This is a genomic window from Eximiradius proteiniborus, from assembly GCF_058546985.1.
The window spans coordinates 1,039,182-1,052,996 of sequence record NZ_CM178592.1; the positions used below are offsets into that span (position 1 = coordinate 1,039,182).

Here is a 13,815-nt window from a genome sequence, read left to right on the forward strand (position 1 = left end):
GCCGAAATCAATAATAATGCCGATTTTTAAAAACAATATATTTTTTTTAAAAAAGTCTATTAAATTTGTTTAATTGTTGAATTTGGAGAATAATATATGCGTTTCCAGTTGTTAGTTTTGTTAGTAATAACATTATTTTCTACAAATATTTTATTTTCAGAGGGAAAAATGGATAGACCAAAGTATTTAATCACAACTTATCAGAAAGGCGAAGAGCTTGGGAAAATAAAGATTGAGCTCTATAATGATGTTGCACCAAAACACGTTGCAAATTTCGATAGTCTTGTATCAATTGGTTTTTATGATGGAACTGCTTTTCATAGAGTAATTCCCGGATTTATGATACAAGGAGGCGACCCTAATTCAAAAGATAAACCACGTGAAATGTGGGGATTCGGCGACCCAAGCCAAACAACAGTTCCGGCTGAGTTCAGCAAATTAAATCACAAGCGTGGAATCATTTCTGCTGCAAGAAAGCCAGACCCAAACAGTGCTACTTCCCAATTTTTTATCTGCGTTGCTGACGTACCACACTTGAACGGACAGTATTCGATTTTTGGTGAAGTCATTGAAGGTATGGAAGTTGTTGATAAGATTGTAAATATGCCAAGAGATAGCAGAGATAATCCAATTGACAAAGTTGAGATGAAAATTGAAAAGATAAAATAATGAAGCGAGCAGTTTTTTTTGATAGAGATGGAATAGTTAATATCAGGATAGTTAGTGATTATGTAAAAAAAATTGAAGAATTTATCTTTATTGAGGATTTTTTTGATTTATTTTCGATTGTTAAAAGGCTTGGTTATTTGGCAATATTGGTAACAAACCAACAAGGAATAGGCAAGGGATTAATGACAAGCGATGATTTGGAAAAAGTGCATAATTTTATGAATGAAAAGTTGCAAGAGAAGACAAATTATAAGTTTGATGCTATTTATTACTGCCCTGATCTTGCACAATCTGGGAGCAAAAGGCGGAAACCAAATCCCGGAATGTTTATCGAAGCAATCGAACATTTTGGGATTGATGCAAAGAATTCATGGACAATCGGAGATAGCATTACGGACATTGAGGCTGGGAAAACAGTTGGCACAAAAACAATACTCGTTGGGTTGCATCTGAAAAATAAATCAGCAGATTATATTTTCCCATCAGTAAAAGAAGTAAGGCTTTTTTTTGAAAATATGCAAAATTCAAAGGAATAAATATGAACGAACGTTTTGAAAAAATTATCGAGTTTATAAAAAATATTGTTCCAGAAGCAAGCGAATATATTTTTCGGGAACAACTTAGTATTAATGTCCCGAAAGAAAAACTTGTTGATGTGGCAGAAAAATTAAAAACCGACGCAGAAATGTCTTTTGATATGTGCATCGATGTAACAGCAATTGACTGGCTCGATAAAAAAGATAAGCGTTTCGAAGTTGTATATTTTCTATATTCAAATAAATTCAAAAGCAGGGTCAGAATTAAAACAGAGATTGATGAGAATGATTGCACTTGTCCAACATTGACTAATGTGTGGGCTTCGGCGAATTGGTATGAAAGAGAGACTTATGATATGTATGGGATAAAATTTATTGGGCACCCTGATTTACGACGTTTTTATATGCCGGAAGACTATGTAAATCCAGAAACTGGCGAACCGATTCATCCTTTGAGAAAAGATTTTCCGTTGATGGGAATACCTGATTCATTGCCTCTTCCACCCTATCCTGAAAAATATGGTGAAAAATAATTGATTTTATTTTTTTTGAATTTAAACTAAAATGTGGTTTGAAAAAACCACATTTTTATTTGGTAAAATGTTCAGCAAAGAGTATAAAATACACTACAAAATAAATTGGGGCATCGCATATCCGTTAGTGCTTGGGCAAGCGGGGCATATGATTACCTCAATTGCAGATACAATAATGGTTGGGCAATTAGGCTCGTTGCAACTTGCAGCAGCATCAGTTGCACACAATGTTTTTATTCTGGTGTTTGTTTTTGGACTGGGGATTTCCTATGCAACGACTACAATAGTTGGCAAAGCATATGGCGAACGGAATACAGAACTGCTTCAAAGCATTTTTTTTAACGGGCTTTTTGCAACAATTGGTTTTGGGATACTGCTTACAACTCTGATGTATTTGATAACATACTTATTTCCATACTTGCAACAAAAACAGGAAGTCATAGAACTTGCCGTTCCTTATTATAAAATTTTAGTCTTATCGTGGCTTCCCTATTTTATTTTTATGCATTATAAACAATTTGTGGATGGGCTGACCAAAACAAAACCCGGTATGATAATAATATTAGTATGTAACGTAGTAAATGTGATTTTGAACTACGGATTAATTTTTGGGAAACTTGGAATGCCTAAGATGGGACTAAATGGAGCAGCAGTTGCAACAGTAATTGCGAGAAGTCTGATGGCAATTTGTTTTATATTATTAATGAGATATAGCAAGTCGTTAAGTATATATCTGAAAAAAGTATCTATAAAATATTTATCGTTCGAAAGAATAAAGGAATTTTTCAAATTGGGATTGCCGATAGGTGTTCAGCACATATTGGAAGTAGGTGCATTTGTTGTGGGAGCATTGATGACCGGTTGGCTTGGAGCAAAACAATTAGCAGCATATCAAATAGTAATAAGCCTTGCCTCGCTTACTTTTCTTATGTCGAGTGGAGTATCATCAACTGCTACAATAAGGATAAGCAATTTGCTTGGTGAGAGAAAATATCATAGATTGAGAGTAGCTGGTTTCTCTGCATTTTATATGGTATTAACTTTTATGTCAATTTGCGGAGTATTGTTCATAATTGGGAGATATGTAATACCTTCGATATATATAAATGAACCTGACGTAATTAAAATTGCGGCTCAACTTATGATAATTGCCGGATTATTTCAGATAATGGATGGCACACAGGTTACTGCTCTTGGTGCTTTAAGAGGGCTGCAAGATGTTAATTACCCAACTTTAATTTCCTTGCTTTCATACTGGATAATTACACTACCATTTGCATATTTTTTAGGTATATATTTAAATTATGGAGTGAATGGAATTTGGTGGGGATATTTGATAGGGTTGTTTTTTGCAGCAGTTATCCTGACAAGCAGATTTCTTTATTTGCTGAAAAGAATTAATAAACAATTGATTTTCAATCATTCGTCTTAAATAATTATGATAAAAACGGTATATATTACTTTAGGATTTATTTCGCTTGGGTTTGGGATTTTTGGCATTTTCATTCCTATTCTTCCGACAACACCATTTTTGTTATTAACTGCATATTTGTTTGCAAAAAGTTCTCCAAGATTTTATAATTGGTTAATAAACAACTCACTTTTTGGCTCTTACATAAGAAATTACAAAGAACATAATGGTATGCTATCAATACATAAAATTGTTGTGATTGTTTTACTATGGTCAGTAATTATAACCACGATAATCTATGGAGTAGAGGAATTTTGGATAAGATTAGCACTTGCAATAGTCGCAATTGCGGTAACTACACATATATTGATGATAAAAACATTAAAAAACGAGATATATGAAGAAAGTCGAGTTAAATCAGCTGAGCAAGAAACAAATTGAGCTTATTGAAGCTGCAATTCAGGTTAGAAAAAATGCTTATGCACCATATTCCAAGTTCAAAGTTGGAGCAGCTGTATTGGATGAAAATGGCAATATACATACAGGTTGCAACATTGAATCTATCGATTACACACTCACTTCGCATGCAGAGATGGTTGCGATTGATACAATGGTAAAATCCGGATGTAGAAATCTGAAAGAAATTGCGATTGTATTAAAATCAACAGCTTATTCTGTTCCTTGTGGACTATGCAGACAAAAAATGGTTGAATTTTCTAACAGTGATGTAAGCATCATCTGCGTGAATTTAGATAGCGATGAGCAAATAAAAGAGATATTCGCAACTTCGCTTAGTTTGCTACTTCCATATGCTTTTAAAGAATTATAGAAGAAGCAGCTTAGGCTGCTTCTTCTATAAATAACGAAAGAATGTCTTCTGCTTTAATATTTGCTTGTGCGCCCAGAGCTTCTTTTGCATAAGCATCTGTATTTAAGAAGCGAAGTTCAAGAAGAGCTTCTTCAAACGTTTCAATAGGGCGATTTTCAGTTTTATCGAGCGGGTGACTTGCATCGGATTGGACTTTATTTTCAATTAATTCCAATGCTGAAAGTAAAATGTCTTTTTGCCAATTCATACTTTCTGCAGAAATTTCAACTTTGTCTTTGATAGGATTGCTTTCAGCTTTTTTTTCAACTTTTTCAGGTTGAAAAGACTTAACATCAACAGCCGGAACGCTTGATGGGCGGATTTCTGTAATTTTCATTGGTAGCCTCTATTTAGTTACAACATATTTCAAAACAAATTTATATGAAAAACGTCAAGAATGATGCCAGAGAGTGGAAGCAAGACATAAATAATAACATATGCCATTGAAATACAAGGAATTACAAAGCTGTGCTTTGCCTCTCACAATAATATAGTCATTGAACACTATTAACCATTTTTATTAAAAATTGAAGAATAATATTATTATTGTAGTAAACAAATTAGGAATATGTTAAAAAAATAATTATGAGTAGTAAAATATGACACAAGAGCACAATTATTACAAAATGAGTATTGATGAAACATTAAAAGCATTGAATAGCAGATTGAATGGTCTCACAGAAGAAGAAGTAAAATCAAGATACGAGAAATTCGGAGCTAATGAACTCAAAGAAAAAGAAAAAGAACCGGCTTGGAAATTATTACTTTCTCAATTTAATAATTTACTTATCTATATATTAATTCTATCGGCTATTATTTCAATATTGCTGGGCAAAACAGTAGAACCAATAGCTATTATTGTCATAGTGATATTGGCAGGAATAACCGGCTTTGTGCAAGAATATCAAGCTGGAAAAGCAATTGAATCTCTACGCAAAATGGCATCCCCGAATGCTAAAGTGCGTCGAAACGATAAAATAATCGAAATTCCGGCAAAAGAACTTGTTCCCGGAGATATTATTTTACTTTCTGCAGGCGATAAAGTTCCGGCAGATGCAAGATTAATTAACGCGAATTTACTTCGTGTGGAGGAGGCAGCATTAACCGGCGAATCAGTTCCAGTGAGTAAGCATATTCTACCAATCTCAGGGGACAACATTCCGCTTGGAGATAGAAAGAATATGCTGTATATGGGCACTGCAATTGTTCAAGGACGTGCAGAAGCAGTAGTTGTTTATACAGGGATGCAAACAGAATTCGGGAAAATTGCTACATTATTGAACGAAACAAAAACAGAACGAACACCGTTGCAAAATAATTTAGATAAATTAGGTAAGCAATTAGGTATTTTTTCTATTGTTCTGGCAACTTTGGTCAGCGTCCTTGATTTTTTGAGAGGGTCTCCATTATCGGAAGTATTTGTCTGGGGTGTGGCTCTTGCAGTTGCAATAATTCCAGAAGCATTGCCAGCAGTAGTAACAATTACGCTTGCTTTGGGCGTAAAACGGATGGTGAAACGTAGAGCGTTAATAAGAAAATTGCCAGCAGTTGAAACGCTCGGTTCAACTAATATAATTTGTTCGGACAAAACCGGAACCTTAACACAAGATGAGATGACAATTAAAAAAGTGTATGTCTATGATAGATTGCTTGATGTTACAGGTTCGGGATATGCACCCGAAGGCAAAATGCTGGAGAATGGAGTCGAGATTAATCCGCAAAAAGATAAGCAAATATCAGAAGCAATAATAAATGGGCTCTTGTGCAATGATGCTAGTTTGTCGTTTGTAGAAAATGAATGGCAAATAGTTGGAGACCCAACCGAAGGTTCAATAATAGTGCTCGCAAAAAAATTAGGATTTGAACCGGATACTATTAAAAGTATGCACCCGAGAGTGTCCGAAATACCATTTTCGTCAGAAACGAAAAAGATGACAACAGTCAATCAATTTGGGGACAAAAAAATTGCAATTTCGAAAGGTGCACCTGAAATTATTCTTGCACAATGCGATTATTATTACGATGGAGAAGAGAAAAAGCAATTGACCGAAGAGGTAAGGAATAGAATCTTGCAAGTTTATCGGGAAATGGCAGAAAATGCGTTGCGTGCAATTGCTGTTGCAAAGAAAGAGATAATAAATGAGGGAGATGAGGAAGAGACACAACAAATCTTTTTAGGAATATTTGGAATGATTGATCCACCACGAGAAGAAGTTAAGGACGCCATTAAACTTTGCGAAACAGCCGGAATTAAACCAATAATGATAACAGGAGATCATAAAATCACTGCTGTTGCAATTGCAAAAGAGCTTGGGATAATGAAGAATGGAATTGCAATTGCTGGTCCCGAATTAGAAAACATGAAAGATGGTGAACTGGAAAAAGTAATTGACAATGTTGAGGTTTTTGCGAGAATATCTCCTGCTCATAAACAGAAAATTGTAGATGCATTGATAAAAAAAGGTAACATTGTAGCGATGACTGGAGATGGAGTAAACGACGCACCGTCTTTGAAACGGGCTGATATAGGAGTTGCAATGGGAATTACCGGAACAGAGGTAAGCAAAGAGGCTGCTGATATGATATTGACGGACGACAATTTCGCATCGATTGTAGCAGCAGTAGAAGAAGGAAGAAGTATATTTGAAAATATTCGCAAGTATCTTGTTTACTTGTTGAGTGGGAATATGGGAACTGTATTTGGATTGGTTGCAGCATTGCTGGCTGGGTTTGCCGCTCCACTTACAGCTGTGCAAATACTCTTCATTAATTTTGTTATGGATGGGATATTAGCGATTACATTAGGTGTAGAGCCACCAGAGAAAGGTATCATGCAACGTAAGCCAAGACCAAAAACAGAAGGAATCCTGAATAAAGCATCTGTTGCCTATATAGCTTTTGTAGGTGTGTGGATTGGTGTGATTTGTCTTGTTGCTTATATGTCGTATATTTATATTTATGTGAATTTAGCATTTTTCCAAAATATATTTAGTCTGGTTGGTTTGCATCCTGCTAACGTTGAAATAGTTAATCCAGAAGCTTATGCGATGACAATGTTCTTTGCAACATTAATCTTTGCAAGAATATTCAACGTTTTTGCAACACGTTCCCTAAATGAATCATTTATTAGATATGGAATAAAGAAGAATAATACATTGCTTGTTGGAGTGGGTGTTACTATTATACTAAGCGTGCTTACAATCAACTGGCAGCCAATGAATAAGGTGTTTTCGACCGTTCCGCTGACAATTCAGGATTGGGCAATAGCAGTAATTTTAGGCTTTTCTGTTCTTTTAATTGCTGAAATATTCAAATTTGCACACAACAAATTGCAAGGAAAGAACTAAGACATGATTTTTTGAGATAGAGCATTTCTTTTGAGAGTGAGTTCTGCTTGACGCTTTAAAAGTCTATCCAAGATCTCACTCTCAGCATTAGCTATACGTGCTTTTATTTCATCGATTTCATTGTTGATAATCCGAAGTTCTAATTTGATAAGAGCATCGGATATTATTTTTCTGACATCAATATTTTCTACTGTTTCATCAATTTCTTTCCAACGTTCGCTGGGAGCTTCTTCCATCATCATAGAAATAAGGGAATTTTTGACATTTGAAGGATAGTTTTCATTTTCGATGATACTTTGTAAGATGTATAATTCGTTGGAATATTCGTGGATAATTGAGTAAACTGTTTTTGCAGAAGCTGAAATAAAGGTTGCTTCTGTAATACCCATTTCATCAATAATTTTGAAATACTTTGGCAATTTCATCGCCAATTTAATAATCATTTTTTCTTCGGGTAGAATTTCATCAATATTGAAATGGATAGAATTTTCTTGATCAACGGAATTTTGTGGTTTTTCCGGAGTATCTGTTTCTATATTTTGCAAGCTGGATTTAACATTTTTATTTCGTTCTGAATAAAGAAGTCGAACTTGATTTTCTGTAAGATCAAGCAGTCTTGCAAGTTCGGTGATAAGAAAATCGTGCTGAAAAGTATCCTGAATTTTGCTGATTAGAGAAAGCATTTCACGAGCAAAATTTGCTTTAGCCAAAGCAGTGGGCTCGCCTTTTGATAGGAATAACTCTACAGCATATTTTAGAAATGTTTTGCTATCGCGAAGTCTTGCTTCGAAAAGCGATTTTCCGTGGTGGTTAATCAAACTGTCCGGGTCTTCGCCATCGGGGAGCGAAACTACTTTTAGGTCGAAACCTTTTGATAATCCAAGCTCAATTGCCCGATAAGTGGCTTTTTGTCCTGCTTCGTCGGCATCAAATACAAGAAAAAGATTTTTACTGTATCTGCCGAGTAAATCAAGTTGTTGTGAAGTAAGGGCAGTTCCTGAGGAAGCAACAACGTTTTTGACACCTGCCTGATGGAGCGAAATGACATCAACATAACCTTCAACAATAATAGCTTTGTCCAGATTACGAATTTCATTTCTGGCTTCAAAGATACCGTAAAGGATTTTGCTTTTGTCATAAATTTTGGTTTGAGGAGAATTGACATATTTAGCAATATCATCTCGTCCAGAAATATCGCGTCCTCCAAAACCAACGACACGACCAAGAAAATCGCGGATAGTGAAAATAACTCGCCCAGCAAAACGGTCGTAGAGAGAACCATCGCTGCGACGTCCTGCTATTCCTGCATCAACTATTACTTTTTCATCAAACCCAAGTTTTTTGAGTTCAAATATTATTTGTTCATAATTGATTGAATAGCCTAAGAGGAACTCTTTTATTGTATTTTGCGTAAAATTACGTTTGTAGAAGTAATCTAAAGCAACAGAACAATCCTTTTTAAATAAATTAGAGTGGTAAATATTCGCTGCAGATTGGAGAACATTGAAAAGAATTTCTATTTCGTCGCTTGATTTTTTCCCAGATTCAGCTTTTAAATTAACGTTATATTTTTTTGCTAAAAATTCAACAGCTTCGGTATAGGTCATTCCTAAATAATCAGAAATAAATTTAAAAGCATCACCTGAACGCTTACAACCGAAGCAATGATATAATCCTAATTCTGGAGAAATTGAAAAAGAAGGCGTTTTTTTATCATCGTGAAATGGGCAGAAAGCAACATAGCGTTTGCCAACACGTTTAAGTCGCAGATATTCACCAATAACGTCTAAGATATCGGTTTTAAGTCTCAGTTCTGCAATTGTTTCTTTTGAATATCCCATATTAATTTGAGAATACTTTTACGACTGAACTATCGGTGCAAACTTGCAGTAATTCTGAAATAGTATGCTTATAGACAGGATGAACCAATTCAGCAGCAATTTCAGCTGCCGGAATCAACACAAAACGTCGTTCCTGCATACGGGGATGAGGGATTTGAAGATGTTCGCTTTCGATAATGTTATTGCCATAGATTAATATGTCTATATCAATTTCGCGTTCAGTCCATTTCTTTCGAACCTTACGACCGAGAAGGTACTCAACTGATTTACAAAGCTGAATTAATCGGTTAAGTTCGAGAGTTGTTTCGGCAGCAACTACGGCATTAAGGAACCAAGGCTGATCTTTATAACCAACGGGCTCGGTTTCATAAATTGAGGAAGTTTTAATGATGCGTATTTCCTGATGTTCGGAAAGCAAACGAATAGCTTTTTCTATGGTGTCTTTCCTATTCCCAAGATTAGCACCGATTGAAAGTAATATGAAATTGGTATTATTTTTCATCAGTTATTTTCTTTCAATAGTGTGTTCTGCTTCTACGTAGTCAGTATAATTTTTAATAGGAACAGAAATTTTACGAACTTTAATAGTAGCCTTTTGAAGATATTCAAACTTTTCCATAAGCAGGTTTAATATTTCGCTTGCAAGAGTTTCAATTAAATTGTAGCTTTCTTCGGAGATAATATCAGAAATAATATCGACTGCTTCTTCGTAATTGACAGCAAATTTTACGTCGTCGTGAATAATTGCGTTGGTGGCATCATAGTATAAATCTAAATCAACTTCGTATTTACCACCAACATCTTTTTCTGATTTTTTGACACCGTGATAAGCGTAGAACTTAATTCCACGCAAGCTCAATTTAGTAAGATGAGTTACTTTCATATCTAAGCAACCATATATTAAAGAAAATTGCAAATTAACAGTTTTTTGCTATCTTTGCAAATTATTAAAGATTAATAAAAGTTTATGAAAATTCTTGTAATAAATTGGCAGTGCATAAAGAATCCTTATGGTGGCGGAGCAGAAGTTCATTTTCACGAGATTTTTTCGAGGATTGCCAGCAAAGGGCACACAGTAGTATTACTTGCCTGCAAATTCGAAGGGGCAAGCGAATACGAAGTAATCGATGGAATTGAAATATATCGCAAAGGAAGCAGAAGCTTATTTAATTTTTATGTTCCAAAACACGTAAAGCAACTTGATAAAAAATATAATTTTGATATTATTATTGATGATATTAATAAAATACCATTTTACACACCTTTATACGTCAGGAAACCAATTCTTGCAATAAGCCACCATTTTTTCGGGCGTAGTATATTCAGAGAAGCATCCGTGCCGGCTGGGTTATATGTTGTTGTAGGTGAATATTGTATGAGATTTGTTTATAAACATACACCATTTAGCGTTGTTTCGCAAAGCACATTAGATGAATTTACAAAGATGGGATACGATAAACGATACTTTACGATTATCTATAACGCAATTGACCACAATCGTTTTCCTTTTTCAATCGGTGAAAAAGAAAAAGAACCGACTGTATCGTATTTTGGGCGACTGAAGAAGTATAAAAGTGTTGATCATTTACTGCAAGCATTTGCAATTGTAAAAAAGAAACATCCACAGGCGAAACTTCACATTTTAGGTCGCGGGGATTTTAGAGACGAACTTGAAAATTTGGCAAAACAGTTGGGAATAGATAAGGATACGATATTTTTTGGGTTTGTTTCGGAAGAAGAAAAGGTAAGGTTGCTATCGCGGGCGTGGTGTGTTGTAAATACCTCTATGAAAGAAGGATGGGGAATCACAAATTTAGAGGCGAATGCAGCAGGAACACCAGTAATCTCTGCAAACTCACCTGGATTACGTGATTCAGTTTCAGTCGGGAAATCAGGTTTGCTTTATGAATATGGAAACATTGAAGAACTTGCTGAAAAAATTGAGAAGATATTTTCTGATGCAGAATTGAGGAAAACATTATCCGCAGGAGCAATTGATTGGGCAAAGCAGTTCAGTTGGGATAAATCTGCAGATGAAATGATAGTATTAATTGAAAAAGTGATAAGAGGTGAGTTTAATTTTTAGCCATTTTCTGATATTTTTTCGGGCTAATTCCATATTTTTTTGAGAATTCACGAGAAAGATGCGCGGGACTGCTATATCCAAGTTCGTATGAAATATCAGTTACATTATTTCCATTTTCAAGCATTTGTTTGGCAATTTCCAATCTTTTATTACGAAGGTAGTCGAAAACAGTAAGACCAAACTCTTGTTTAAAAGCTTTGTTGAGCCGGGTGTGAGTAATATCGGCAATTCTGCATAATTCTGCAAGTGGAGGCACATCTGCAATATTTTCGAGAATTATTTTTTCAACAAACCGGGCTTTTTCCAAATCAGCATCTGAAATATGCGAAGAAGCGACCTGAAATTTTTCGCTGATTTGGTTAATCAACAGCGTCATTAATTCAAGTGATTTCGCTTCGAGGAGCATTTTGCGAGGAACAGTAGAGTAATTATCAGTTATCTGCGTGCAAGCGATTTTCATCGAAGGATTGATTTTGCTGGTAATAACAAAAGGGTTTCCAGATTTTGAGAAAATCAACTCTTTCAGATTTTCTGGAAAGTATTCAATTTCATTTTCGATAAATTTCTTGAAATAATCAACAGAAGTGTGTAGAGAGAGAACTAATATTTTATCCTTGCCGTTAAGAAACAATTTTCCTTTTGAATTAGGAAGGTAAAAAATAGCACAAGTGCCAGCAGAAATTTCAAGAAAATTGCAGAAATTATTAGCTGAAAATATTTCAACTGACATACTGCCGGATAGACAGAAAGCAAATTCGAGAGGAGCTTGTTCAATTGAAAAATCGACGCTGATGTTTTTTTTAGGCTTATATTCGGTAATAATAAGTTTAAGACCGTCTCGCAATTCAATTTCTTCTTTGAAAGCTTTTTTTATTTTATTCGAAAGAGAAAAAAGCGGCAATTTCAGAGAGCGTTTGCCAAGTTTGATACTTACAGAAAAATTATAATCGTCCATTTTAACTACGTTTTTTGTTGAAATAATAATAAAGAGGAATTCCAATTAAACAGAGAAAAATACCGAACAACGAATTTATAAGCTGAGTTCTGCCTTCGATAAACATTTGAATATCATTGTATAAAGTAAAAATCACATAAATAATAGAAAAGCATATAAAGAGCAGCGGGACAAGCGGGTATCCCCAAACCCGATAAGGACGTTCTGCATCGGGGAGCTTACGACGCAGTACAAAAACTCCGGCTGCACCAGCAGCATAAAAAATCCAGCTAACAAAAATCAGCATATCAGTAAGAATATCGAATGTGCCACTGAGCACCAGCACAGAAGCCCAAACGGCTTGCAAAATGAGCGAATTCGACGGAGTATGCCATTTGGGATGAACCTTTGCAATAGATTTGAAAAATAAATTATCGCTTGCCATAGCAAAATGAACACGAGCACTTGCTAATATTGTTCCGTTAGCGGTTCCGAAAGTTGAAATCATAACAGCGGCAGAGACAAAAGCCCCACCAATTGCTCCCATAGAAATAGTTGCAGCATCGGCAGCAACAAGCGATGAGTGAGCCATTTGTTCAATCGGCATAACATAAATAAAAGCAAGGTTAATCAGAACATAAACGGTGATGATTATCAGAGTGCCAACACCGAGAGCAAGTGGTATATTGCGGTTCGGGTTGCGAACTTCACCAGCGATGTATGTTATATTATTCCAGCCATCATAAGCCCAAAATGCTCCGGCAAGAGCAACCATAAATCCTGAGAAAAAGCTAATTTCACCGGATAAATATGCTGTCGAAGGTTTACTGAAATTTTCGAAACTTCCGCCGCTGAAAGAGAAACAGAAAATAACAAGCAGTAAAATTGCTGTAACTTTCATAAAAGTAAAGGTTGCAGAAACAGCGCCACTGAATTTAACGCCGTAATAATTAACAGTAGTTAGCCCGGTAATTACAAAAATAGTAAGCAATTTGACGCCGATATTTTCAAGAGGATAGATGTATCCAATAGCAGGAAGAAAGATACGGTAAGTTTGTTCAATTTCTGTGCTAAACCGCGGTAAATGTATAAAAAACTGTGAATATTCAGAAAACACATAGGTAATTGAGGCAATAGAACCAGTTTGAATTACTGCAAAAATAGCCCAGCCGTAGAGATACGCAACTAAATCGCCATACATACGTTGGAAAAACACGTATTGTCCGCCAGTGGCAGTAATCATACTTGCTATTTCTGCATTTGTCAAAGCACCGAAGAGAGTAAGAAGCCCTGCAATTACCCAAATAGCAATCAGCCACTCCGGTGAACCAAGATGAGCAGCCATAAATGCAGGTTTTTTAAAAATTCCGGAACCGATGACAGCACCGACAACAATAGCAAGCGTAGTGATAAAACCAAGTTGTGGAATTAATTTAGGTAACTTTTCGCTCAAAATAGCTCCGTTCGAATATTGAAACTTTGCAAATATAATTAAAAAATATAAGTGCAAGTATTGGAAAATTCTCAGAAATAGTTTTCAGAAATGATAAAACAAATTGAATTCAGGAAGTGCAAAAAAAGAGCAGCCAA

General features: G+C 35.3%; 14 protein-coding genes. 8 read left to right on the top strand and 6 right to left on the bottom strand.

The genetic code is table 11. From position 1 onward, the window contains the following. Positions 1 to 168 precede the first annotated feature (168 nt). The 6 genes from ACY2LT_RS04375 to ACY2LT_RS04400 are packed head-to-tail and all read left to right on the top strand — an operon-like array spanning position 169 to position 3,978. On the top strand, positions 169 to 669 hold the full coding sequence (locus ACY2LT_RS04375) for a peptidylprolyl isomerase (RefSeq protein ID WP_491816626.1): 501 nt from the start codon (positions 169 to 171) through the stop codon (positions 667 to 669). Continuing rightward, positions 669 to 1,205, top strand: a complete 537-nt coding sequence (locus tag ACY2LT_RS04380) for a D-glycero-alpha-D-manno-heptose-1,7-bisphosphate 7-phosphatase (protein WP_491816627.1) — start codon at positions 669 to 671, stop codon at positions 1,203 to 1,205. Before ACY2LT_RS04375 ends, ACY2LT_RS04380 begins: the two co-directional genes overlap by 1 nt. Before the next feature lie 2 nt (positions 1,206 to 1,207). Then, a complete protein-coding gene (locus tag ACY2LT_RS04385) occupies positions 1,208 to 1,738 on the top strand; it encodes an NADH-quinone oxidoreductase subunit C (protein ID WP_491816628.1) in 531 nt (176 codons plus the stop codon). Positions 1,739 to 1,769: 31 nt separating this feature from the next. Then, complete coding sequence (locus ACY2LT_RS04390; RefSeq protein ID WP_491816629.1) at positions 1,770 to 3,170, top strand: MATE family efflux transporter; 1,401 nt, start codon at positions 1,770 to 1,772, stop codon at positions 3,168 to 3,170. A gap of 9 nt (positions 3,171 to 3,179) precedes the next feature. Then, positions 3,180 to 3,590 carry a YbaN family protein gene (locus tag ACY2LT_RS04395; protein WP_491816779.1) on the top strand — a complete coding sequence of 137 codons (411 nt, stop codon included), beginning with the start codon at positions 3,180 to 3,182 and terminating at the stop codon, positions 3,588 to 3,590. Next, positions 3,547 to 3,978 (top strand): cytidine deaminase, encoded by a 432-nt coding sequence (locus ACY2LT_RS04400; protein WP_491816630.1) that lies wholly within the window; start codon positions 3,547 to 3,549, stop codon positions 3,976 to 3,978. The genes ACY2LT_RS04395 and ACY2LT_RS04400 overlap by 44 nt, the downstream gene beginning before the upstream one ends. Positions 3,979 to 3,988: 10 nt before the next feature. On the opposite strand, the gene ACY2LT_RS04405 is transcribed toward ACY2LT_RS04400, so the two are convergent. Beyond that, complete coding sequence (locus ACY2LT_RS04405) at positions 3,989 to 4,354, bottom strand: hypothetical protein (RefSeq protein WP_491816631.1); 366 nt, start codon at positions 4,352 to 4,354, stop codon at positions 3,989 to 3,991. Positions 4,355 to 4,643: 289 nt separating this feature from the next. Between ACY2LT_RS04405 and ACY2LT_RS04410 the strand changes: the two genes are divergently transcribed. Next, complete coding sequence (locus ACY2LT_RS04410) at positions 4,644 to 7,364, top strand: cation-translocating P-type ATPase (protein WP_491816632.1); 2,721 nt, start codon at positions 4,644 to 4,646, stop codon at positions 7,362 to 7,364. On the opposite strand, the gene dnaG is transcribed toward ACY2LT_RS04410, so the two are convergent. From dnaG to folB, 3 genes are read right to left on the bottom strand one after another with little or no spacing between them, the layout of a single operon-like run. Further along, positions 7,361 to 9,205: a DNA primase gene (gene dnaG / locus ACY2LT_RS04415; protein WP_491816633.1), complete on the bottom strand. Its 1,845-nt coding sequence runs from the start codon at positions 9,203 to 9,205 to the stop codon at positions 7,361 to 7,363. The genes ACY2LT_RS04410 and dnaG overlap by 4 nt on opposite strands. Before the next feature lies 1 nt (position 9,206). Then, positions 9,207 to 9,707, bottom strand: a complete 501-nt coding sequence (gene folK, locus ACY2LT_RS04420; protein WP_491816634.1) for a 2-amino-4-hydroxy-6-hydroxymethyldihydropteridine diphosphokinase — start codon at positions 9,705 to 9,707, stop codon at positions 9,207 to 9,209. A 3-nt stretch (positions 9,708 to 9,710) separates the two neighbouring features. Further along, positions 9,711 to 10,088, bottom strand: a complete 378-nt coding sequence (folB, locus tag ACY2LT_RS04425) for a dihydroneopterin aldolase (protein ID WP_491816635.1) — start codon at positions 10,086 to 10,088, stop codon at positions 9,711 to 9,713. A gap of 84 nt (positions 10,089 to 10,172) precedes the next feature. Between folB and ACY2LT_RS04430 the strand changes: the two genes are divergently transcribed. Continuing rightward, positions 10,173 to 11,291: a glycosyltransferase family 4 protein gene (locus ACY2LT_RS04430; RefSeq protein ID WP_491816636.1), complete on the top strand. Its 1,119-nt coding sequence runs from the start codon at positions 10,173 to 10,175 to the stop codon at positions 11,289 to 11,291. On the opposite strand, the gene ACY2LT_RS04435 is transcribed toward ACY2LT_RS04430, so the two are convergent. Then, positions 11,281 to 12,246, bottom strand: a complete 966-nt coding sequence (locus ACY2LT_RS04435; RefSeq protein ID WP_491816637.1) for a helix-turn-helix domain-containing protein — start codon at positions 12,244 to 12,246, stop codon at positions 11,281 to 11,283. The two genes, ACY2LT_RS04430 and ACY2LT_RS04435, sit on opposite strands and share 11 nt — an antisense overlap. A 1-nt stretch (position 12,247) precedes the next feature. Beyond that, on the bottom strand, positions 12,248 to 13,678 hold the full coding sequence (locus ACY2LT_RS04440; protein ID WP_491816638.1) for an APC family permease: 1,431 nt from the start codon (positions 13,676 to 13,678) through the stop codon (positions 12,248 to 12,250). Positions 13,679 to 13,815 lie beyond the last annotated feature (137 nt).

Excerpts from the sequence above, each read along its gene's own strand:
- ACY2LT_RS04390 (WP_491816629.1), top strand. The coding sequence starts at position 1,770 with ATGTGGTTTGAAAAAACCACATTTTTATTTGGTAAAATGTTCAGCAAA.
- ACY2LT_RS04430 (WP_491816636.1), top strand. The coding sequence starts at position 10,173 with ATGAAAATTCTTGTAATAAATTGGCAGTGCATAAAGAATCCTTATGGT.
- ACY2LT_RS04410 (WP_491816632.1), top strand. The coding sequence starts at position 4,644 with ATGAGTATTGATGAAACATTAAAAGCATTGAATAGCAGATTGAATGGT.
- ACY2LT_RS04375 (WP_491816626.1), top strand. The coding sequence starts at position 169 with ATGGATAGACCAAAGTATTTAATCACAACTTATCAGAAAGGCGAAGAG.
- ACY2LT_RS04405 (WP_491816631.1), bottom strand. The coding sequence starts at position 4,354 with ATGAAAATTACAGAAATCCGCCCATCAAGCGTTCCGGCTGTTGATGTT.
- dnaG (WP_491816633.1), bottom strand. The coding sequence starts at position 9,205 with ATGGGATATTCAAAAGAAACAATTGCAGAACTGAGACTTAAAACCGAT.
- ACY2LT_RS04435 (WP_491816637.1), bottom strand. The coding sequence starts at position 12,246 with ATGGACGATTATAATTTTTCTGTAAGTATCAAACTTGGCAAACGCTCT.
- folK (WP_491816634.1), bottom strand. The coding sequence starts at position 9,707 with ATGAAAAATAATACCAATTTCATATTACTTTCAATCGGTGCTAATCTT.
- folB (WP_491816635.1), bottom strand. The coding sequence starts at position 10,088 with ATGAAAGTAACTCATCTTACTAAATTGAGCTTGCGTGGAATTAAGTTC.
- ACY2LT_RS04385 (WP_491816628.1), top strand. The coding sequence starts at position 1,208 with ATGAACGAACGTTTTGAAAAAATTATCGAGTTTATAAAAAATATTGTT.
- ACY2LT_RS04380 (WP_491816627.1), top strand. The coding sequence starts at position 669 with ATGAAGCGAGCAGTTTTTTTTGATAGAGATGGAATAGTTAATATCAGG.
- ACY2LT_RS04400 (WP_491816630.1), top strand. The coding sequence starts at position 3,547 with ATGAAGAAAGTCGAGTTAAATCAGCTGAGCAAGAAACAAATTGAGCTT.